Genomic DNA, 20,454 nt, shown 5'->3' with positions numbered 1-20,454 from the left:
AGATTTCCAACAGAAGGGGGCCGCTGTCAAGTCGCGTCGGCGCGGCGCCTCAGATGCGGAAGTGTTTCGAGAGTTTCAGGCCCTGGGCCTGGTAGTTGGAGCCGAGGCCGGAGCCGTAGAGGCTGGCGGGCTTTTCCTGCATGTGTTCGTAAACGAGGCGGCCGACGATCTGGCCGTCCTCGAGGATGAAGGGCACTTCGTGGCTGCGCACTTCGAGCACGGCGCGGCTGCCGCGGCCGCCGGCCGGGGCATGGCCGAAGCCCGGATCGAAGAAGCCGGCGTAGTGGACGCGGAACTCGCCGACCAGCGGATCGAAGGGGGTCATCTCGGCGGCATAATCCGGCGGCACATGCACGGCCTCGCGCGAGACGAGGATATAGAACTCGTCGGGATCGAGGATCAGTTCGTTGCGGCCGCGGCTATAGAGCGGCTCCCAGAAATCGAAGATGTCGTGCTGGTCCTTCTCGTCGACATCGACGACGGCGGTGTGGTGCTTGCCGCGATAGCCGATCAGGCCGTCCTTGTCGCCGCTGAGATCGATCGACAGCGCGATGCCGCCGCCCGACACGTTCGGCTGCTTGCTGGCGACGAGCGTCTCGCTTTCGTGCAGCTTCAACAGTTCCGGCTCGCCGAGCAGGGACTGGCCGACGCGGAAGCGGATCTGCGACAGGCGCGAGCCGCGGCGCACGACGATCGGGAAGGTGCGCGGGCTGATTTCGAGATAGAGCGGACCGGAATAGCCTGATGGGATCTTGTCGAATTCCTGGGCGTAATCGGTGATGACGCGGGTGAAGATATCGAGCCTGCCGGTCGAGCTTTTCGGATTGGCCGAGGCCGACATATCGGCCGGCAGTGCCAAGCTCTCCATCAGCGGCACGATGTAGACGCAGCCGGTTTCGAGCACCGCGCCCTGGGACAGATCGATCACATGCAGGCTGAGCCGGTCGAGCTTGTCCGACACGAGATGCGAAGGCCCCGGCATGAAACTGGCACGCACGCGAAAGGCCTTGCTCCCCAGTCGCAGGTCGAGACTTGCCGGCTGGATCTGATCGCGGTCCAGCTCCCGCTCGGAGTTAAGACGCCCCGTTTCAAACAGCGCTGCGATCGCGCGGTCCGCCAGAATTCCAGTTTCGCGAGCCATCATGCCCCATCCATCTTTTGCGCCGACAAAACCAAATACGGGGAATTGACGCAAGCAGCTAACAGCAGTATTGCAGAATTATCCCGTGGTGATTTGGCCGGTCGGCTTGCAGCCACGTTAAACAAGTGGCTAAAAAGACCGGGTTATGAAACCGGTCTGCTTTTGCGGCCGGTTTTTTTGTTATGTGAAGGTGATGGCATGAGCAAGACCTGGCGCCCGGCAACCCAACTCGTCCATGGCGGCACGCTGCGTTCGCAATATGGCGAAACGTCCGAGGCAATCTATCTCACGCAGGGTTTCGTCTATGACACGTCCGAGGCGGCCGAAGCCCGGTTCAAGGGCGAGACCGACGGCTACATCTACGCCCGCTACGGCAGCCCGACCAACGACATGTTCGAAAAGCGCATGTGCATGCTCGAAGGTGCCGAAGACGCCCGCGCCACCGCGTCCGGCATGGCCGCCGTCAGTGCCGCGATCCTCTGCCAGGTCAAGGCGGGCGACCATATCGTTGCCGCGCGCGCCCTCTTCGGCTCCTGCCGCTGGGTGGTGGAAACGCTGGCGCCGAAATACGGCATCGAATGCACGCTGGTCGACGGCCGCGACCTGAAGAACTGGGAAGAGGCAATCCGGCCGAACACCAAGGTGTTCTTCCTGGAAAGCCCGACCAACCCGACGCTCGAGATCGTCGATATCGCCGGTGTGGCAAAGCTCGCCAACCAGGTGGGCGCCAAGGTCGTGGTCGACAACGTCTTCGCCACGCCACTCTTCCAGAAGCCGTTGGAACTCGGCGCCCATATCGTCGTCTATTCCGCCACCAAGCATATCGACGGCCAGGGCCGGTGCCTGGGTGGCGTCGTGCTCGCCGACAAGGCCTGGATCGACGAGAACCTGCATGACTATTTCCGCCATACCGGCCCGGCCATGTCGCCGTTCAACGCCTGGACGCTCTTGAAGGGCATCGAGACGCTGCCGCTGCGCGTGCGTCAGCAGACGCAGAATGCCGCGAAGATCGCCGATTTCCTGGCCGAGCAGAACAAGGTCGCCAAGGTGATCTATCCCGGCCGCAAGGACCATCCGCAGGCCGACATCATCGCCAGGCAGATGACCGGCGGCTCGACCCTCGTCGCCTTCGAGCTGAAGGGCGGCAAGGAGGCGGCCTTCGCGCTGCAGAACGCGCTCGATATCATCAAGATCTCCAACAATCTCGGCGACAGCAAGAGCCTGATCACCCATCCGGCGACGACGACCCACAAGAACCTGACGGAAGAGGCGCGCGCCGAACTCGGCATCTCGCCGGGCACCGTTCGTCTTTCGGCCGGCATCGAGGATACGGACGACTTGATCGACGATTTCGCCAAGGCGCTTGCCAAGGTCTCGGCCTGATCGACAGCATTGGCGGCCGAGCCTCCGGGTTCGGCCGCGGGGACGGCGCCCCGGCGCTGCCAAGTAAAATAATACCGACAATTAGGCTTAACGATCGAAACCCATGCGATCACGGCTGTTTCATCGCCGATCAACGTTCCGTTTGTTGACGGATAGGGCCTTCTTATAAGATACGGGTAACATATCTTGACTAAGGTGCAAGGCATGTATCGCGCCCTGACTAGAGATATCGAAGTCGTCGTCGAACCATTCTATCTGGAGGAGCAATCCGATCCGGAAGACGATCGCTATGTCTGGGGTTACCGGATTGTCATCAGCAACAATTCCGGCGTCGCCGTTCGCCTCATCAACCGCTACTGGAACATCACCGACCAGAACGGGCAGGTGGACGAGGTGACCGGCCCCGGCGTCGTCGGCGAACAGCCGCGGCTCAGCCCCGGCGACACCTATGAATATTCCTCCGGCTGCCCGCTCGATACGCCCTCCGGGCTGATGTTCGGCCATTACCAGATGGAAACGGACGAAGGCGAGCTGTTCGACGTCGACATCCCCGCCTTCTCGCTGGATTCACCGGGGCTGCTGCGCGTGCTGAATTGAGCGCGCAGGTTCGCGGTCGCTTCGTCAGTGCGAACACGAACGCCGTGCTTGCCGCATGGGTCCTCGGGTCAAGCCCGGGGACGACGGAGCGTGGGGACAACGACCAGCAAGAGGCGAGAGGCCGGGAACAACTTCATCAAAAGTGCGCAGCGGTTTTGTTGGAAGTGGGGTTTGCTTTACGTGCTTCTCACGCAAATTCGCTTGCGCATTTTGCTGGAATTCCGAGACGTATCGCCTCTTGCCGCTCGTTTCTTCCCACTCTCCGTCGTCCTCGGGCTTGACCCGAGGACCCATGCGGCAAGCACTGCGCGTGGATGCGGCGGCTGCGGCCGGATGCAGCCTTCCAGTCAGTACCGACATGGACGCCGTACCCGCGGTCGTGGATCCTCGGGCTTGCCCAGTCATCAATCTGCTAAAGGTCAAAAGGATCCGAGGCCTGCGTGCCCGGCTTTGCTTCGAACGGATCTGTTGATTGTGGCGGCGCCGGCTGTTTTGCGACCGCATCGTTTACCGCCTTTTGGCAGGCGAGCAACTCATCCGCTGCCCGGGCGGAATCTTTCAGACCGAGGGCAACAATCTGCTTGCCTCTAAAGCTGGCGCGGAAACTCAGTTTACCAGCGAACGCCTCAACCAAGTCGGGATCCTTGAAATCAATCCATAATGATTTGAGGCCAGCGAGATCCAGACCTCTCGCATCAACCGTCCGTTTAGACTGGTCGAACGAGAGTTCGATGGGATAATGCTTACCTTTCTCCAAGGATTTCCAGTTTGGATTTCCGAGCAGAATGTAAAGAGGGTTGTCCTTTTTTCGGAAATTGAAGCCAAGACGAAAAATGGTGTCGTCATCAAAGGAAGTCAGAACAAAACAGCCATTGTCTAAAGTCGGGTCGACAGCCACGCTCCAGCCCCCGACCTCTTTCCATTGGATTGTCTCGTCATCAGCCAAGCCAATTCGTGGCATCGCAGCCATGAATGCGAGTACGAAATACAAAAAGCGCATGAAGGCCCCATCCCCAAAGAACCAGTTGGATAATAGGTGCACAGTGACTACCGAAAGTCGAGTCACTGTGCTGGATCATCGCTAATCTTTTGTATTTGTTCGACGTGTCCTCAACCGAGCCTACTCAGCCGGCTGAAGCTCGGTCGGCTCGAAGCGGTAGGTGGTCGAGCAGAACTCGCAGGTGACGGCGATCTCGCCGTTTTCCTGGCTTTCCTCGATCTCCTCGGCCGAAAAGCCCTTCAGCACGCCCTTGATCTTGTCCCGCGAGCAGCTGCAGCGGTCGAAGACGGCGCGCGGTTCGTAGACGCGCACGCCGCGCTCGTGGAACAGGCGGAACAGGAGCCGCTCGGTGCCGACAAGCGGGTCGGTCAGCTCGTCGGCATCGATGGTCTCGACCAGCGAGCGGGCTTCGACCCAGGCGTCGTCCTCGCCATGCGGGCGGTCGCCATTGTCGCCGTCGCCGCCGTGGAGATCCGGGTGGCGCATGCGCTCAGGCGCTTCGGGCAGGAACTGGGCGACGAGGCCGCCGGCCCGCCAGCGATGGCGCGGCTTGCCGGCATCGTCGCGATCGAAGAGCTCGGCCGCAGCCAGGCGCACGCGCGTCGGGATCTGCTCCGACTGGCGGAAATAGACACCGGCGATCTCCTCGAGCGAGGTGCCGTCGAGCGCGACGATGCCCTGATAGGGCTGCGCGAACTTGCCCTGGTCTATGGTAAAGGCGAGCACACCCTTGCCGAGCAGCTGTTCCGGCTCGGTTTCGCCCGCTTCAACCGCCTTGTTGAGCAGCGCCTGATCGAAACGGGCATAGGCGCGGACATTTTCCGGCGTGGAGAAATCGGCGACGAGAAGATCGACCGGGCCATCGCCCTTGGTCTGCACGGTGAACTTGCCGTCGAACTTCAGCGAGGTGCCGAGCAGCACCGTCAGCACGACGACTTCGGCAAGCAGCCGGGCAACGGGCGCGGGATAATGATGGCGCTCGAGGATCGCATCGAGCATCGGGCCGAGCTGGACGGCGCGGCCGCGCACATCCAGACCCTCCACCTGGAAAGGGACGACATGGTCATCGCCGGCGAAATCGAACTGGCCGAGGGCGGCTGCAGCTTCTGCCATGGCTTTCACTCCTAGTTTTCAAGCGATGAGCAAGGGTGCCCTTCGCTCGCGCGGCCGCGCGTTGTTCGCGCGCGGCGTCCGATTATGGTTCAGATCGCGCCCAGGCACCAAGCAAGAATCGACTTCTGCGCGTGAAGACGGTTTTCCGCTTCATCGAAGACCACGGATTGCGGGCCGTCGATCACCTCATCCGTCACTTCCTCGCCGCGATGGGCAGGCAGGCAATGCATGAACAATGCATCGCTGCCGGCCTTGGCCATCAAGGCCGCATTGACCTGATAAGGCTGAAAGACGTTGTGACCCCGGGCCCGATGTTCCTGATTCATGGAGACCCAGGTATCGGTCACCACACAATCGACGCCTTCGACCGCACGGTCGGCATCATGGCAGAGCATGATTTCGGCGCCCTCATTGCGGGCCCAGTTCAGATAGTGATCCTTGGGCTCCGAACCAAGGGGTACGGCCATGTTCATGCGGTAGCCGAAACGCGCGGCCCCCTCGACCAGCGAATGCAGCACATTGTTGCCGTCGCCGGTCCAGGCGATGGTCTTGCCCTTGATCGGGCCGCGATGCTCTTCGAAGGTCATGATGTCGGCCATGATCTGGCAGGGATGGGTATCATCCGTCAGCGCATTGATGACAGGCACGGTCGCATGCTCGGCAAGCTCCAGCAGGCGCGAGTGCTCGGTGGTGCGGATCATGATCGCATCGACATAACGCGACAGCACCTTGGCGGTGTCGCCGATCGTCTCGGCGCGGCCGAGCTGCATTTCGGTGCCGGACAGAAACAGCGTTTCGCCGCCGAGCTGGCGCATGCCGACGTCGAAGGAGACGCGGGTGCGCGTCGACGGCTTCTCGAAGATCATCGCCAGCATCTTGCCGGCGAGCGGCTTGTCGCCCTGGCCGGCCTTGAAGGCCTGCTTGCGGGAAAGCGCATCGTTCATGATGGTTCTGAGGTCGGCCGATGTGACGGCCGAAAGATCGAGGAAGTGTTTAGGAGCCATGTTCTTACCTGTCGTGCGCCCGAAGGCGGCAATCCCTTCAAGCCGTCTTCTTGACCTTGGAGGCGCGGATGCTCTCGGCGGCGCGCTCGAGGCGGGCGAGACCCTCGCGGGCTTCCTCGGCGGTGACGACGAGCGGCGGAAGAAGGCGGATGACGTTGTCGCCGGCCGGCACGCCGAGCAGATGCGCGGCGCGGATCGCCTGCAGCAGTTCGGCCGAGGGGACGGCCGCCTTGACGCCGAGCAGCAGGCCCTCGCCCCTCACATCCTCGATCACATCGGGATAACGGTCCTCCAGCGAGGCCAGCCCCTGACGGAAGACCAGCGCGACGTCGCGCACATGTTCCAGGAAGCCGTCGGCGAGAATGACATCGAGCACGGCGCTGCCGACGGCCATGGCCAGCGGATTGCCGCCATAGGTCGAACCATGGGTGCCGGCCTTCATGCCGGAGGCGGCCTCTGATGTGGCAAGGCAGGCGCCGAGCGGGAAGCCGCCGCCGATGCCCTTGGCGACAGCCATGATGTCGGGCGTGATGCCCGACCATTCATGGGCGAAGAGCTTGCCGGTGCGGCCAACCCCGGTCTGGACCTCGTCGAGGATCAGCAGCAGGCCTTTCTCGTCGCAGATCTGGCGCAACGCCTTCATGAACTCAGCCGTGGCGGGACGCACGCCGCCCTCGCCCTGCACCGGTTCGATGAGGATTGCCGCCGTGGCATCGGTGATGGCAGCGCGCACCGCTTCGATGTCGCCGAACGGCACCTGATCGAAACCTGGCGTCTTGGGGCCGAAGCCTTCGAGATATTTCTCCTGGCCGCCGGCGGCGATCGTCGCAAGCGTGCGCCCATGGAAGGCGCCTTCAAAAGTGATGATATGGAAGCGCTCGGGGTGGCCCTTGGAAAACTGATAGCGGCGCGCCGTCTTGATCGCGCATTCGAGCGCCTCGGCACCGGAATTGGTGAAGAACACCTTGTCGGCAAAGGTCGCATCCGTCAGCCGTTTGGCCAGGCGCTCCTGGCCGGGGATCTCATAGATGTTGGAGAGGTGCCAGACCTTGTCGGCCTGCTCCTTCAAGGCGGCGACCACATGCGGATTGCCGTGGCCGACTGAGGTGACGGCGACGCCGGCGCCGAAATCGAGATAACGCTCGCCGCCTTCGGTGATCAGCCATACGCCCTCGCCTCGCTCGAACCGCAGCGGGGCACGAGAATAGGTGTCATAAAGCGGCGCGGCTTCGGCCATGGCGCGGGTCTCCCGATCATTGTTGTCAAACACGGACTCCGGCTAAGAAAACCAGGCCCGAAAAATCAAAAATGCCGCCTTTCGGCGGCGATCGGTACTATTTCCTTTTCGCGCTGCAATGTCAACAAAACTGCGCCCTTAGCGGATGCAGCAAGCTTGTACAGCGGCATTATAGCCTTCAACAGGCATTATTGCAGAAATGACACGCAGGGGCAGCAAGTTGGGGAAAACTACGAATTCGATTCATCCGGATTCCCGCGACTCTTGTCACGGAGTCAGCCTCACACTAGGTTAAAGTTCAATTACTAGACTGCATGCGGCGGAACTAGTCACCAAAATTGATCAAGCGTTTCTTGTTTCGGAGGCTTCCGGGACAACGGTGAGGGATTCTGCCATCACCAACGCAAAAGGTGGAGACAGGGCATGAACTGGACAGACGAGCGGGTCGAGAAACTCAAGAAGCTGTGGTCCGAAGGGCTGAGCGCCAGCCAGATCGCGGCACAACTTGGCGGCGTGAGCCGAAACGCCGTTATCGGCAAAGTGCACCGGCTGAGCCTGCCGGGCCGCGCCAAGGCCGGCGGCACAGCCACCGCGGCGCGCACGCCGAAGCGCCAGACATCGGCGCCGCGCGCGCCGAACTACGCCTCCCGGATCACCACCCGCACCGTGACCCGCCAGCAGGGCGCAACGATGCTGAAGGAAGAGATCGAGATCGATGCCGTCGAGGAAATGGAATATGTTCCGAAGGGCAATGTGGTCGTCCCGATTTCCCGCCGCCTCGGCCTGACGGAACTGACCGAACGCACCTGCAAATGGCCGGTCGGCGATCCGCTCAAGGACGACTTCCACTTCTGCGGCTGCGAGTCCCCGGACAATTCGCCCTATTGCAGCTATCACCAGAAGCTTGCCTATCAGCCGATCAATGAACGGCGCCGGGCGGCAGCGCGGGTCAGCTGAGCGGACAACCATTGCTGGAAAATGCGAAAACGGGCCGAGTGGCCCGTTTTGTTATGCGAGTGGATTGGGTGTAGCTGCCCCTCATCCGGCCGCCACCTTCTCCCCGTAAGCGGGGCGAAGGGGAAGTGCCGCAACGTCTCCGTCCCTCGCTGGCCTCTAGCAGGGCACGTCCCCTCGCCCAGTTTACGGGGACAGGGTTAGGGTGAGGGGGCGGACACCGGCACAAAAAATAGAAACCCGCTCAGGCTTCCATCGAATAGCCGGCGCCGCGGACCGTGCGGATGACGTCCTGCATGTTGGAGAAGTTCAGCGCCTTGCGCAGGCGGCCGACATGGACGTCGACAGTGCGTTCGTCGACATAGATATCGTGGCCCCAGACGCCGTCGAGCAATTGCGAGCGGGAAAAGACGCGGCCCGGCGACGACATCAGGAATTCCAAGAGGCGGAATTCGGTCGGGCCGAGGCGGACTTCGCGGCTCTTGCGATGGACGCGGTGGGTTTCGCGGTCGAGCTCGATATCGCCGCATTTCAGCACCGAGGACAGCACCTCCGGGCGGGCGCGGCGCAGCATGGCCTTGACGCGGGCAACGAGTTCGGGGGTCGAGAACGGCTTGACGACGTAATCGTCGGCACCGGTGGACAGCCCGCGGACACGTTCGCTCTCCTCGCCGCGCGCCGTCAGCATGATGATCGGCAGCCGTTCGGTTTCCGGCCGCATGCGCAGGCGCCGGCAGAGTTCGATGCCGGAGACGCCGGGCAGCATCCAGTCGAGGATGAGAAGATCGGGCGTTCGTTCCTGAAGCCTGATTTCGGCCTCGTCGCCGCGCAGGATGGTATCGACTTCGAAGCCTTCCGCTTCGAGATTATAGCGGAGAAGCACGCTGAGGGCTTCTTCGTCTTCAACAACTGCAACTCTCGGGATCATGCGTGTCCGTCTCCTCGCGCACGATCCTTAAACCGGGGGTGATTTAAGCAAGGGATCCCGCGCAAAATCAGAAATTGGCTGCGACCTCTTTGCGCGCCCGGGCGGGCGCGCACGCAATGAGCTGGTCCGGCACGGTTATTCCGTGGCGGCACCGACGGTGTTGGCGCTGTCGTCCTTCGGACGGTCGCCCTCCGGCTGGGCGCCGGTTGCCATGTAGTAGATCGTCTCGGCGATATTGGTGGCGTGATCGCCGATGCGCTCGATGTTCTTGGCGCAGAAGAGAAGATGCGTGCAGCTCGTGATGTTGCGCGGATCTTCCATCATATAGGTCAGGAGTTCGCGGAACAGCGAGGTGTACATCGCGTCGATCTCGTTGTCGCGTTCGCGGATGGCGGTCGCCTTGTCGGCGGCGCGCGTCGTATAGACGTCGAGCACTTCCTTGAGCTGGACGAGTGCCAGTTCGGACAGGTGCTCGAGACCGCGGGCGAGCTTGCGCGGAACGCCGGTGCTCTGCACGGCGATGACGCGCTTGGCGGTGTTCTTGCCGAGGTCGCCGACGCGTTCGAGATCGGCGGCGATGCGGATCGAACCCATGATTTCGCGCAGGTCCGAGGCCATCGGCTGACGACGGGCGATGGTGACGATCGCCTTGTCGCCGATTTCGCGTTCGGCGTGATCGAGGATCACATCGTCGGAAATGACCTTCTGCGCCAGCGCCGTGTCGCCGTTGACCAGCGCCCGAACGGATTCGGCGACCATCTGCTCGGCCAGGCCGCCCATTTCGGAAATCCGCCTGGAGAGGAACTTCAGATCATCATCATAGGCAGAATAAATATGTGTCGATGCCATGGGGCTTTGTCCTCGAATAACGGGAAGGCTTCGGATGGCCGCAATCAGCCGAAGCGACCCATGATGTAGTCCTGGGTGCGCGGATCGTCCGGATTGGTGAACATCTTGTCGGTGTCGTTCTCCTCGACGAGGTTGCCGAGGTGGAACATGGCGGTGCGCTGCGACACGCGCGCCGCCTGCTGCATCGAGTGGGTGACGATGACGATCGTGTAGTTCTCCCGCAGCTCGTGGATCAGCTCCTCGACCTTGGCGGTGGCGATCGGGTCGAGCGCCGAGCAGGGCTCGTCCATCAGGATGACCTCAGGGCTGACGGCGACGGCACGGGCAATGCACAGGCGCTGCTGCTGGCCGCCGGAGAGGCCGGTGCCGGACTCGTGCACGCGGTCCTTGACCTCGTTCCAGAGGCCGGCGCGCTGCAGGCTCACCTCGACGATCTGGTCGAGATCGGCCTTCGACTTGGCCAGGCCATGGATGCGCGGGCCGTACGAGACGTTTTCATAGATCGTCTTCGGGAACGGGTTCGGCTTCTGGAAAACCATGCCGACGCGGGCGCGCAGTTCGACGACATCGATGTCAGGATCATAGATATCGTCGCCGTCGAGGGTGATCTTGCCGGCGAAGCGGCAGCCCTCGATAGTGTCGTTCATTCGGTTGAGGCTTCGCAGGAAGGTCGACTTGCCGCAGCCCGAAGGGCCGATCAGCGCGGTTACGGTGTTTTCGCGGATGTTCAGGTTCACATCGAAAAGCGCGCGCTTCTCGCCGTAGTAAACCGAGACATCCTGGCCGATCATCTTATACGGGACGTTGCTCATTTTCTGATCCAGCGCCTTTTCAACTGCAGCTTCCGTCAACATGTTCATGATGTAACTCCGTTTACCAGCGGCGCTCGAAGCGACGACGCAAGAGGATGGCGCCCATGTTCATGACGATCAGGAACAGGAGCAGGACGATGATGGCACCCGAAGTACGCTCAACGAAGGCACGTTCGGCCTCGTTCGCCCACATATAGACCTGCACCGGCAGGGCCGTCGAGGGCTCGAGCGGCGTGGCCGGCGCGTTGGCGACGAAGGCGACCATGCCGATCAGGAGCAGCGGCGCGGTTTCGCCGAGCGCATGCGCCAGGCCGATGATCGTGCCTGTCAGGATGCCGGGCATGGCAAGCGGCAGGACGTGGTGGAACACCATCTGCATCTTCGAGGCGCCGAGACCGAGCGCTGCGGCGCGGATCGACGGCGGCACGGCGCGCAGTGCTGCGCGGGTGGCGATGATGATCGTCGGCAGGGTCATCAGCGTCAGCACCAGGCCGCCGACCAGCGAGGCTGAACGCGGCAGGCCGATGAAGTTGATGAAGACGGAAAGGCCGAGCAGACCGTAGACGATCGAGGGAACGGCGGCGAGGTTGTTGATGTTGACCTCGATCAGGTCCGTCAGCTTGTTCTTCGGCGCGAACTCCTCGAGATAGATCGAGGCGGCAACGCCGATCGGCAGGGACAGCGCCAGCACGATCAGCATCAGGTAGAGCGAGCCGATGAGGGCGACGCCGAGGCCGGCAGCTTCCGGACGGCTGGAGTTGCCGTTGACGAACAGGCCGGTGTTGAACTCTTTCTGAAGAGCGCCGCTCGCCTTCAGCTGGTTCATCCAGGTCACCTGCTTGTCGTTGACCTTGCGGTTCTTCTCATCGACGGAGAGATCGATCTGGCCCTTGTTGGCGCTGTCGATATTGGCGTCGGCGAGCAGCGAGACATTGACCGTCTTGCCGATGAGCGAGGGGTCGGCGACGACCATATCGCGCAGCTGGATCGGCGCGCTCTTGGAGAGCATGGCGGTCGCCTCGCGCACGTCAGGCTTGCTCGAAGCATTGATGTTCAGCTGCTTGACGATCGCGTCGCGCAGCAGAACCGGGTAATTGGCGGCGACCAGCACCGAAGGATCGCTCGCACGCTTGTTATCAGGATCGATCGTCTTCTCGGAGAATTCGATCGGCAGGGTGATCGCCGTCTGCTGGAAGGCAGTGTAGCCTTTGCCGATCACCGTCCATAGCAGGATGAACAGGAAGACGAGACCGAAGGTGATGGCGGCGATGCCATAGGCCTGGAACCGGCGCTCGGCGGCGTAGCGGCGCTTGATGCCGATATCGCGGCGCGCTGGCGCCTTGGAAACGGTGCCGGCGGTGGGAGAAACAATATCCGTCATTCGTACTGCTCCCGGTATTTGCGCACGATGTAGAGCGCGTAGATATTGAGGCAAAGCGTGATGCAGAACAGGGTGATGCCGAGGGCGAAGGCAACCAGCGTCTGCGGCGAGGTGAACTCAAGGTCGCCTGTGAGCTGGTTGACGATCTTGACGGTCACCGTCGTCATCGGCTCGAAAGGATTGATCTGGATGCGGGCGGCGACACCGGCGGCCAGCACGACGATCATGGTTTCGCCGATGGCGCGCGAGGCCGTCATCAGCAGTGCGCCGACGATGCCCGGAAGGGCTGCCGGCAAGACCACCTTCTTGATGGTTTCGGAGCGGGTGGCACCGAGACCGAGCGAACCGTCACGCAGAGCCCGCGGCACGGCGGTGATGATGTCATCCGACAGCGAGGACACGTAGGGGATCAGCATGATGCCCATGACGATACCGGCCGTCAGAACGCTCTGCGCCTGGATGAAGCTCGCATAGTTGCCGGAGAGCAGGCCGCTGATCTGAGCGGAGAAATCGCGCAGGAACGGACCGACGGTGACGAGCGCGAAGAAGCCGTAGACGATCGTCGGAATGCCGGCCAGCACCTCAAGAAGCGGCTTGGCGACGCCGCGCACCTTCGGCGAGGCGTATTCGGCCATGTAGATGGCGGCGAAGAGCCCGACCGGCACGGCGACCAGCATGGCGACCAGGCCGATATAGAGCGTGCCGAGCAGCAGCGGGATCAGGCCGAACTGGCCGAAGGACGAGCTGCCGGCGCCGGCAAAGCGCGGATCCCAGACGGTGCCGAAGAAGAACTCGCCGGCGGGAACGGCGGCAAAGAAGCGCGTGGCCTCCGACAGCATCGACAAGACGATGCCGATCGTTGTCAGGATGGCGATCGAGGAGGCGAGCAGCAGCGCCCAGAGCATGACGCGCTCGACGCGGTTGCGGGCGCGGAAGCGGGGCGCGATGGAGCGCAGCGCGTATAAGGCGCCGGCGACGGCCAGAACGAAGACGATCGCGGTCATGGCCATGCGGCTCGTCAGACTCATGGCGTTGAGCGTCTTGGCGGCAGTGACCATGTAAGGCTGCGGCTGGCCGGCGAGCGGCACGCCTTTCTCGCTGAGCTTGGCCTGCAGCGCCGCCGGATCGTTTGCGACCGCCGCGATTTCATCCGAAGTCAGCATCGTCAGGCCGCGGGCGACCGTCGCTACCATCGAATAGCTCAGATCCTGCTCGACTGTGGCCTGGGCCTTGACCTCGTCAGGAAAAGCACCGCGAACGGAAGACTGGATGATGCCGGGGCTGACGGAGAGCCAGACGCAGAGAACGATGAGGGCAGGAAGAACGGCCCAGATCGCCGCATAGGCGCCGTAATAGGCCGGCCGTGAATGCAGTGCGGAGGATCTGCCCCCGGCAAGTGCTGAGGCACGGCTGCGCGCGACCAGATAGGCGGCGGCGCCGATCACCGCAAGGCACAGAAGTATGACGGATGTGCTCATTCGTTACGTCCCCAGGCCCATGGCCCCCAAAAAGCCGGCGGCTTCATCAGCCTGCCTTCGGCTTCCAATCATGGAGAAGGAATTCAACCCTGCACCGGACATGCCGGCGCGCAGGGGCATAAAGCAATGCCGGCGCGGGCTCAGAGAGCACCGCGCCGGCAAAGTTATTACATGGACTTGCCGGCTTCGACAGCCTTGCGGATCGCTTCGCGCTCGGCATCCGGAGCGGCAACGAGGCCGTATTCAGCCAGCGGGCCTTCGGGGCCGATCATCTGGTCGGATACGAAGAAGTTGACGTATTCCTTCAGGCCCGGAACGGCGCCGAGATGTGCCTTCTTGACGTAGAAGAACAGCGGGCGGGAAACCGGATAGGTGCCGTTGGCGATCGTTTCGGTGGACGGAACGATGCCGTTCACGGTTGCGACCTTGAGCTTGTCGGCGTTGTTTTCATAGAAGGAAAGGCCGAATACGCCGACGCCGGTCTTGTTGGCGGCGATGCGTGCCAGGGTTTCCGGATAGTCGCCGTCGATGTCGACTGCAGCGCCGTCCTTGCGGACTGCGACGCAAGCCTTGCCCTGGGCAGCCTTGTCGGAGATTTCCTTGGCGATGACGTCGGTTGCGCCCGAAGCCTTGCAGCCGGCGGCGAGAACGTTCTGTTCGAAGACTTCGCGGGTGCCGTGCTTTTCGCCCGGGATGTAGGCGGCGATGTCAACAGCCGGGAGCTTCGGGTTGACTTCCGACCACTTCTTGTAGGGGTTGGCGACGAGCTTGCCGTCGACGACGACCTGGGCTGCGAGGGCCTTGTAGATGTCGGCGGGAACGTAGGCGACATCGGGGTTGGAAGAGTCGGTCGCGAAGACGATGCCGTCATAACCGATCTTGACTTCCTGGATGTCGGTCACGCCGGCAGCCTTGCAGGCTTCGGCTTCGTTCTTGTTGATAGGACGCGAAGCGTTGGCAATGTCGATCGTGTCTTCGCCGACGCCCTTGCAGAATTCCTTCAGACCAGCGCCCGTACCGCCGGATTCGACGACCGGGGTCTTGAAGTTGGTGAAGGTCTCGCCGAAGGACTCGGCAACGATCTTTGCGTAAGGCAGGACGGTGGACGAACCAGCAATCTGGATCTGGTCACGGGCGACGGCAGCGCCAGCGAAAGCTGCGGTTGCGGCGAGCGCGGCAACGGTGAGCTTGAAGGTGTTCATTAGAATCTCCCGGGTATTGGGCTTGTGTGAGTGCGGCCTCTAGAGAGGCCCTCGCATGCCTTTTTTCATCGGCGGGACTCTCTTAGCGCTGTAAGCCCCGTCCTTTTATGTCAAATCCGTGAAACATTTGTGACAGACTAAGTTATTGAAAGTAGGCGTAATTCTCAAAAGCACCGAGGAACGAATGTCGAGAACCGGCAAAGTCGGACCCTTCAATCTACCTCTCGTTGCAGAAACTGCGGGCGCATCTAAAATTGGAGGCCCTAACCCTCCCCCGTTTTACTGGGAGAGGGGACTTAACTCAGCTGTCTCGTATGGCACGTCCCCATCAGAACCGCACGGTAAAATCTGTGCCCTTGCCGACTTCGGATTTGACGATCAGCCGCGCCCGGTGGCGGGTGAGGATGTGTTTGACGATGGCGAGGCCGAGGCCGGTGCCTTTTTTCGAGCGGCTGTCCTCGATGCTGACGCGGTAGAAGCGTTCCGTCAGACGCGGCACGTGCTCGGCCGGGATGCCCGGCCCTTTGTCGATGATGCTGACCTCGACGGGCCTGCCGGCGCCATTCTTCAGCCGGACGTCGACGACCTTGCCTTCCTGGCCGTATTTGCAGGCATTTTCCATCAGGTTCTCGAAGACCTGGACGAGCTCGTCGCGATCTCCCAGCACCTCGACCTTGCCGTCGGGCAGATGCAGGTTGATATCGACGCCGACGTCTCTGGCCAGCGGCACCAGCGAGTCGCGGACATGGCCGAGCAGCGGCACCAGGTCGACCTTCTCATCCGGGGCGATATGCGATTTCAGCTCCAGCCGCGAGAGCGACAAGAGGTCGTCGACCAGCCGGCTCATGCGTGTCGTCTGATCGAACATGATGCCCAGGAACTGCGCCTGCGCCTTCTGATCGTTCTTCGCCGGCCCCTGAATGGTTTCGATGAAGCCGCGCAGCGAGGCGAGCGGCGTGCGCAGCTCGTGGCTGGCATTGGCGACGAAATCCGAGCGCATGCGGTCGATGCGGCGAACCTCCGATATATCGCGGAAGGAGAGGATGAAAAACCGCTCGCTCTGGCCGTCGGCCTTGAATTCGACGGGCGCGCTGCGGACGATATAGACGCGCTCGGATGGCAGCCGCTCGGAATGCTCGATCTGGTTCGGCGCATTGGTGGCGATGGTTTCGCGCACCATGTCGAGCACGCCGGGCGAGCGCAGCCGGGCCGATATATGAGCGCCGAGCGCCACTTCGCCGAAGGCCTTTTCGGCGGCGCGGTTCTGGAAGAGCACCGAGGCGTCTTCCGACAGCACCATGACGGGAATATCGAGGCCGGCAAGCGTGGCGGAAATGTCAGGCAGGCGGCTCGGCGGCGCTTCCGGCTCCGTCTCCTCCGGCTCGGCCGGCTCCACCTTGAGCACCGGCGCCTCGTTGAACAGCGCGGTAAAGATCATGACGAGCAGGAGCACGAGCACGCCCCACTTGTTCATGCCGGCGGCAAGAGCAATCAAGGCGCTGAGGATGGCGGCAAGCAGCACCGGCCGTTCGCGCCGGATGCGCGCCAACAGGCTTTTTCTCCACGGGATTTCGTCTGGCAAGTGGGCCTCGCGGCGTCGATTCGTTTTTCTTTATATTGGAACTCTGCCTGATAGCGGCAATTCATGACAGAAGTTTTCGGCTGGCGCGCCCGAAGCGAAAGACCGCAGCCCAAGCCTTGAGAAATATTGCCGGCGGCCCGCGAAAGATTTGATTTTCAATGGCAAATATGTTCGCCTGCGGCAAGATGGCCACCAGCGCAGGAGGAGCATATGGGCGAGGATGTCGAAAGCAGGGCCGTGGAACTGGATATCCGCGGCAAGAAGCGCGTCTTCGACGTCGATGATCCGGTTCTGCCGGACTGGGTGGAGGAACATGCGCTGGAATCCGGCGCATTTCCCTACAGGAAGAAACTCAATGAAGAGGACTATCTTGAACAGCTGGAAAAGCTGCAGGTGGAACTCGTCAAGATGCAGTTCTGGCTGCAGGCATCAGGCAAACGGGTGATGGCGCTGTTCGAGGGGCGGGACGCGGCCGGCAAGGGCGGCGCGATCTCGGCCTCCTCGGCGCATATGAACCCGCGCCTTGCCCGCGTCGTCGCACTGACCAAGCCGACCGAACGCGAACAGGGGCAATGGTATTTCCAGCGCTATGTCGCGCAGTTCCCGACATCGGGCGAGTTCGTGCTGTTCGACCGCTCCTGGTACAATCGCGCCGGCGTCGAGCCGGTCATGGGCTTCTGCACGCCGCAGCAATATGAAGGCTTCCTCAAACAGGCGCCGCAGCTCGAAAAGATCATCGCCCATGAGGGCATCTTCTTCTTCAAATTCTACCTCGATATCGGCCGGGAGATGCAGATCAAGCGGTTCCATGACCGAAGGCACGATCCGCTGAAGGTCTGGAAGCTGTCGTCGATGGACATCGCGGCGCTGACGAAATGGGGCGATTACAGCGAAAAACGCGATCGGATGCTGAAGGAAACCCATACGGATTTCGCGCCATGGACCGTCATCCGCGCCAATGACAAGCGGCGTGCGCGTCTGCAGCTCATCCGTCACATGCTGAACAGGATGGACTATGAGGGCAAGGACAAGGCGGCGATCGGCGAGGTCGACGAGGAGATCATCGGCTCCGGCCCCGGCTTCCTGAAATAGGTCGTCCGCCGCCCGGCTGCATAATTGCCGGACAGCGCCGCGCTTTTCCGACGCGGCGCTGTAAAAAGCCGGTCACTGCCCCGGCAGGATGCGGATGGCGAAGAGGTTGATGCCGCGCGCCTTGCCGTCGAGATCGCTGTTGATCGTCAGCGTGCCCGGCGAATTCGGGGCGAGCGAGCGGTCGAACTTCACCTGCAGCAGCGCATCCGACTTTTCGCGGGTGACGGTGAAGCGATGGCGGGCGCAATTGCCGAGCGATTGGAAATTGCATTCGACCGTCACCTGCGTCGGCTCGTCGGTGGTCGATTGCAGCGTCAGCGCGATGGTCGAGGATTTGCCGGCAAGCTGCTGCAGCACCGAGGCCGGAACGCTGACAGAGATATTGCCGTCAGCCGCGCCGCTTTCGGAAATCAGGCGCACGGCGGGACCGTCATTCTCGGTGATGTTTTCGGTGCGGGCCCGCGGGCCGCTCTTGATCTTATCGGCCTCCTCAGGCTTGAACACCGGGATCCAGTCGGCCGAAAAACTGTTCTGCGGATCGATGGTCACCGGCTGATCGGTGTGGGTGGCGCCATCGCCGGCGCTGTCGTCATTGCCGGTGAAATCCTCCGGCTGGGTGCTCGCCGGCGGATTGGCGACGCTGGTGTCGCGCTCGGCCGCCGTCAACAGCAGGCCCGAGGTATAGGCCCACCAGGCGCCGATGCCGATGAAGGCAAAGAGCACGCACCAGACGAGGAGCCGCGAAAAGAACTTGCGCGGCTTGCGGCGGCCCGCCGCCCGCTCCGGGCGGAAATCCATGCTGGTCGCACGCTCGCCGCGCGTCAGCCGCTCCTCGCCGGCCGGGGCGGCCGCGAGATGATCGGCATTGCCGGCGCGGACGTTGTCGAGGCTCGACTCGTCGCTGCGGTGCATGACCACCTCGGGAGAGCGGGCCTCGCCCGCGGCCACCGGACTGTCGATCAGGCTGCCGATATCGGTCACGTCGCCGCGATGAACCGGCGGCGCCGGCATTTCGACGACCGGCGGCACCGGCACCTCGGGCGGCCGTTGGCGAGGGTGGAGCCGGTCGCGCTCCTCGCCTTCGATGGCGTGAATGGTGCTTTCCAGGCGGTGGCGGTGATGGGCGACGGCGTCAGCATCGGTAATATCCTGCTTGCGCAGGCCGGCTTCCAGCGCCTGGCGGGCCGACTGGTAGATCCTCGCTCGAACTTCCGGATTGTCGCGATCGGCATTTTCGAGCGCTGTTCTGATGGCCGTTTCTAATCCGCTCACGTCACGTCCTTCACCTTGAATCCGGCCTCGGACCGCAATCCCCGCCGTTCTCCATCAAAATTCGGTAGCGGCAAGTGCGGCAAACCGCAAGCCTTGCAGGCCCGCCCGCCGTTGATCTTAGGCGATATTCGCCAGCTTTCACGGACGTGCGGCCCTTCACTAAAGCGCGTCGCATCAAATTTGATTCATGCCACGCGCTTTAGTTCCTTGTTTTTATGCATGTCGTTGTCCCGGAACCGCTGCACACTTCCGGGCGACGTGCATTATCCGTTCTGCGGGCCTGATATATCGGGCGGAAATCGACGAAGGCATGGCAGCCGCTCTTTTATCGGCTTTTCTTCTCTGTTATGAGATTGACGTTTTCGTAAACGTCAATGCGAGCGGTGAACCATGGCCCTGCCCCCGATCCTCAAGGACAAACTCAGACTGCCGGTGATCGGCTCGCCGCTGTTCATCATTTCGCATCCGGCGCTGACGCTGGCGCAATGCAAGGCAGGCGTCGTCGGCGCCTTTCCGGCGCTGAACGCCCGGCCGGAAAGCCAGCTGGACGAATGGCTGGCCGAGATCACCGAGGAGCTCGCCCGCCACGACGCCACCCATCCGGAGCGGCCGGCGGCCCCCTTTGCCGTCAACCAGATCGTCCACATGTCGAACAAGCGGCTGGAGCATGACCTCTCGCTCTGCGTCAAATACAAGGTGCCTGTTGTCATCTCCTCGCTCGGCGCCGTGCCGGAGGTCAATGCCGCCGTACATTCCTATGGCGGCATCGTGTTGCACGACATTATCAACAATCGCCATGCCCATTCGGCGATCCGCAAGGGTGCCGACGGGCTGATCGCGGTGGCATCAGGCGCCGGCGGCCATGCCGGCACGCTGTCGCCCTTTGCGCTGATCCAGGAAATCCGCGAATGGTTCGACGGGCCGCTGCTGCTTGCCGGCGCGATTTCGACCGGCGGCGCCATTCTCGCCGCCGAGGCGATGGGCGCCGACATGGCCTATATCGGCTCACCCTTCATCGCCACGCAAGAGGCGCGCGCTGCCGACGCCTACAAGCAGGCGATCGTCGACGGTGTGGCCGCCGACATCGTCTATTCCAACTATTTCACCGGCGTGCACGGCAACTATCTCAAGCCCTCGATCCTCGCCGCCGGCATGGACCCCGACAACCTGCCCGTCGCCGACCCGTCGAAGATGGATTTCGAACAGGCGACCGGCGGCGCAAAGGCCTGGAAGGATATCTGGGGCAGCGGCCAGGGCATCGGCGCCGTCAAGGCCGTCGAGCCGGTGGCCAAACTCGTCGACCGGCTGGAGGCAGAATATAAGGCCGCCCGCGCCCGGCTGGCACTCTGAGGGCGGTCTTCAACAGCCTGCCCTCTTTTTTGCCAAAGGCATGACAGGGTGCTTGAAATCTTCGGACAATGCCTGTATC

18 protein-coding genes and 1 riboswitch are annotated in these 20,454 nt (G+C 62.4%); of the genes, 5 read left to right on the top strand and 13 right to left on the bottom strand.

The window, feature by feature from the left end:
- Positions 1-49 precede the first annotated feature (49 nt).
- Entirely contained in the window at positions 50-1,144 is a 1,095-nt protein-coding gene (locus tag K6M89_RS28565) for a 2'-deoxycytidine 5'-triphosphate deaminase (protein ID WP_170964838.1), read from the bottom strand.
- Positions 1,145-1,216: 72 nt separating this feature from the next.
- Positions 1,217-1,295, top strand: a riboswitch (SAM riboswitch).
- Between the two features lie 44 nt (positions 1,296-1,339).
- Between K6M89_RS28565 and K6M89_RS28560 the strand changes: the two genes are divergently transcribed.
- Both K6M89_RS28560 and apaG read left to right on the top strand, forming a co-directional pair.
- Positions 1,340-2,524, top strand: a complete 1,185-nt coding sequence (locus tag K6M89_RS28560) for an O-succinylhomoserine sulfhydrylase (protein WP_222141764.1) — start codon at positions 1,340-1,342, stop codon at positions 2,522-2,524.
- Between the two features lie 204 nt (positions 2,525-2,728).
- Positions 2,729-3,121 (top strand): Co2+/Mg2+ efflux facilitator ApaG/CorD, encoded by a 393-nt coding sequence (gene apaG, locus K6M89_RS28555; protein WP_009988717.1) that lies wholly within the window; start codon positions 2,729-2,731, stop codon positions 3,119-3,121.
- 412 nt (positions 3,122-3,533) lie between these two features.
- Here apaG and K6M89_RS28550 read toward each other — a convergent pair whose 3' ends face one another.
- From K6M89_RS28550 to K6M89_RS28535, 4 genes are all read right to left on the bottom strand, one after another.
- Positions 3,534-4,121 (bottom strand): hypothetical protein, encoded by a 588-nt coding sequence (locus K6M89_RS28550; RefSeq protein WP_222141763.1) that lies wholly within the window; start codon positions 4,119-4,121, stop codon positions 3,534-3,536.
- 120 nt (positions 4,122-4,241) lie between these two features.
- Positions 4,242-5,234 carry an Hsp33 family molecular chaperone gene (locus K6M89_RS28545; RefSeq protein ID WP_038686708.1) on the bottom strand — a complete coding sequence of 331 codons (993 nt, stop codon included), beginning with the start codon at positions 5,232-5,234 and terminating at the stop codon, positions 4,242-4,244.
- An 89-nt stretch (positions 5,235-5,323) separates the two neighbouring features.
- The gene (gene argF, locus K6M89_RS28540) at positions 5,324-6,238 is read right to left on the bottom strand and encodes an ornithine carbamoyltransferase (protein ID WP_039617741.1); all 915 of its coding nucleotides are present in this window, start codon (positions 6,236-6,238) and stop codon (positions 5,324-5,326) included.
- Positions 6,239-6,275: 37 nt separating this feature from the next.
- Entirely contained in the window at positions 6,276-7,475 is a 1,200-nt protein-coding gene (locus K6M89_RS28535; RefSeq protein ID WP_222141769.1) for an aspartate aminotransferase family protein, read from the bottom strand.
- Between the two features lie 423 nt (positions 7,476-7,898).
- On the opposite strand from K6M89_RS28535, the gene K6M89_RS28530 reads away from it, so the two are divergent.
- Positions 7,899-8,432 (top strand): GcrA family cell cycle regulator, encoded by a 534-nt coding sequence (locus K6M89_RS28530; protein WP_222141762.1) that lies wholly within the window; start codon positions 7,899-7,901, stop codon positions 8,430-8,432.
- Between the two features lie 241 nt (positions 8,433-8,673).
- Here the strand turns inward: K6M89_RS28530 and phoB are convergent, their stop codons facing one another.
- From phoB to phoR, 7 genes are all read right to left on the bottom strand, one after another.
- Positions 8,674-9,357, bottom strand: a complete 684-nt coding sequence (gene phoB / locus K6M89_RS28525; RefSeq protein WP_004672768.1) for a phosphate regulon transcriptional regulator PhoB — start codon at positions 9,355-9,357, stop codon at positions 8,674-8,676.
- A gap of 135 nt (positions 9,358-9,492) precedes the next feature.
- Positions 9,493-10,206, bottom strand: coding sequence for a phosphate signaling complex protein PhoU (gene phoU, locus K6M89_RS28520; RefSeq protein WP_222141761.1), 714 nt, complete (start codon positions 10,204-10,206; stop codon positions 9,493-9,495).
- A gap of 44 nt (positions 10,207-10,250) precedes the next feature.
- Positions 10,251-11,066, bottom strand: coding sequence for a phosphate ABC transporter ATP-binding protein PstB (gene pstB, locus K6M89_RS28515; protein WP_222141760.1), 816 nt, complete (start codon positions 11,064-11,066; stop codon positions 10,251-10,253).
- Positions 11,067-11,079: 13 nt separating this feature from the next.
- The gene (pstA, locus tag K6M89_RS28510; protein WP_097579628.1) at positions 11,080-12,399 is read right to left on the bottom strand and encodes a phosphate ABC transporter permease PstA; all 1,320 of its coding nucleotides are present in this window, start codon (positions 12,397-12,399) and stop codon (positions 11,080-11,082) included.
- Entirely contained in the window at positions 12,396-13,877 is a 1,482-nt protein-coding gene (gene pstC / locus K6M89_RS28505; protein WP_222141759.1) for a phosphate ABC transporter permease subunit PstC, read from the bottom strand. Before pstC ends, pstA begins: the two co-directional genes overlap by 4 nt.
- A gap of 167 nt (positions 13,878-14,044) precedes the next feature.
- Positions 14,045-15,079 carry a substrate-binding domain-containing protein gene (locus K6M89_RS28500; protein ID WP_222141758.1) on the bottom strand — a complete coding sequence of 345 codons (1,035 nt, stop codon included), beginning with the start codon at positions 15,077-15,079 and terminating at the stop codon, positions 14,045-14,047.
- A 328-nt stretch (positions 15,080-15,407) separates the two neighbouring features.
- Positions 15,408-16,628, bottom strand: a complete 1,221-nt coding sequence (gene phoR / locus K6M89_RS28495) for a phosphate regulon sensor histidine kinase PhoR (protein WP_222141757.1) — start codon at positions 16,626-16,628, stop codon at positions 15,408-15,410.
- 243 nt (positions 16,629-16,871) lie between these two features.
- Here phoR and ppk2 point away from each other — a divergent pair, with 243 nt between their 5' ends.
- Positions 16,872-17,753, top strand: coding sequence for a polyphosphate kinase 2 (gene ppk2 / locus K6M89_RS28490; protein ID WP_222141756.1), 882 nt, complete (start codon positions 16,872-16,874; stop codon positions 17,751-17,753).
- Between the two features lie 72 nt (positions 17,754-17,825).
- Here ppk2 and K6M89_RS28485 read toward each other — a convergent pair whose 3' ends face one another.
- A complete protein-coding gene (locus tag K6M89_RS28485) occupies positions 17,826-19,025 on the bottom strand; it encodes a regulator (RefSeq protein WP_222141755.1) in 1,200 nt (399 codons plus the stop codon).
- A 390-nt stretch (positions 19,026-19,415) separates the two neighbouring features.
- Here K6M89_RS28485 and K6M89_RS28480 point away from each other — a divergent pair, with 390 nt between their 5' ends.
- A complete protein-coding gene (locus K6M89_RS28480; RefSeq protein ID WP_222141754.1) occupies positions 19,416-20,375 on the top strand; it encodes an NAD(P)H-dependent flavin oxidoreductase in 960 nt (319 codons plus the stop codon).
- Positions 20,376-20,454: the final 79 nt, after the last annotated feature.

The sequence above is a fragment of the Rhizobium croatiense genome, assembly GCF_019793465.1.
In the GTDB taxonomy this organism is placed as follows: domain Bacteria; phylum Pseudomonadota; class Alphaproteobacteria; order Rhizobiales; family Rhizobiaceae; genus Rhizobium; species Rhizobium croatiense.
Note: the sequence above shows the minus strand (reverse complement) of the source record. Positions and strands in the feature narration are given on the sequence as shown.

What these genes read in the sequence shown, in the direction of transcription:
- K6M89_RS28565 (WP_170964838.1), bottom strand. Translation starts at nt 1,144, where the DNA reads ATGATGGCTCGCGAAACTGGAATTCTGGCGGACCGCGCGATCGCAGCG.
- K6M89_RS28535 (WP_222141769.1), bottom strand. Translation starts at nt 7,475, where the DNA reads ATGGCCGAAGCCGCGCCGCTTTATGACACCTATTCTCGTGCCCCGCTG.
- K6M89_RS28480 (WP_222141754.1), top strand. Translation starts at nt 19,416, where the DNA reads ATGGCCCTGCCCCCGATCCTCAAGGACAAACTCAGACTGCCGGTGATC.
- K6M89_RS28500 (WP_222141758.1), bottom strand. Translation starts at nt 15,079, where the DNA reads ATGAACACCTTCAAGCTCACCGTTGCCGCGCTCGCCGCAACCGCAGCT.
- phoB (WP_004672768.1), bottom strand. Translation starts at nt 9,357, where the DNA reads ATGATCCCGAGAGTTGCAGTTGTTGAAGACGAAGAAGCCCTCAGCGTG.
- apaG (WP_009988717.1), top strand. Translation starts at nt 2,729, where the DNA reads ATGTATCGCGCCCTGACTAGAGATATCGAAGTCGTCGTCGAACCATTC.
- K6M89_RS28560 (WP_222141764.1), top strand. Translation starts at nt 1,340, where the DNA reads ATGAGCAAGACCTGGCGCCCGGCAACCCAACTCGTCCATGGCGGCACG.
- K6M89_RS28545 (WP_038686708.1), bottom strand. Translation starts at nt 5,234, where the DNA reads ATGGCAGAAGCTGCAGCCGCCCTCGGCCAGTTCGATTTCGCCGGCGAT.
- pstB (WP_222141760.1), bottom strand. Translation starts at nt 11,066, where the DNA reads ATGAACATGTTGACGGAAGCTGCAGTTGAAAAGGCGCTGGATCAGAAA.
- K6M89_RS28530 (WP_222141762.1), top strand. Translation starts at nt 7,899, where the DNA reads ATGAACTGGACAGACGAGCGGGTCGAGAAACTCAAGAAGCTGTGGTCC.
- pstA (WP_097579628.1), bottom strand. Translation starts at nt 12,399, where the DNA reads ATGACGGATATTGTTTCTCCCACCGCCGGCACCGTTTCCAAGGCGCCA.
- phoU (WP_222141761.1), bottom strand. Translation starts at nt 10,206, where the DNA reads ATGGCATCGACACATATTTATTCTGCCTATGATGATGATCTGAAGTTC.
- ppk2 (WP_222141756.1), top strand. Translation starts at nt 16,872, where the DNA reads ATGGGCGAGGATGTCGAAAGCAGGGCCGTGGAACTGGATATCCGCGGC.
- K6M89_RS28550 (WP_222141763.1), bottom strand. Translation starts at nt 4,121, where the DNA reads ATGCGCTTTTTGTATTTCGTACTCGCATTCATGGCTGCGATGCCACGA.
- argF (WP_039617741.1), bottom strand. Translation starts at nt 6,238, where the DNA reads ATGGCTCCTAAACACTTCCTCGATCTTTCGGCCGTCACATCGGCCGAC.
- pstC (WP_222141759.1), bottom strand. Translation starts at nt 13,877, where the DNA reads ATGAGCACATCCGTCATACTTCTGTGCCTTGCGGTGATCGGCGCCGCC.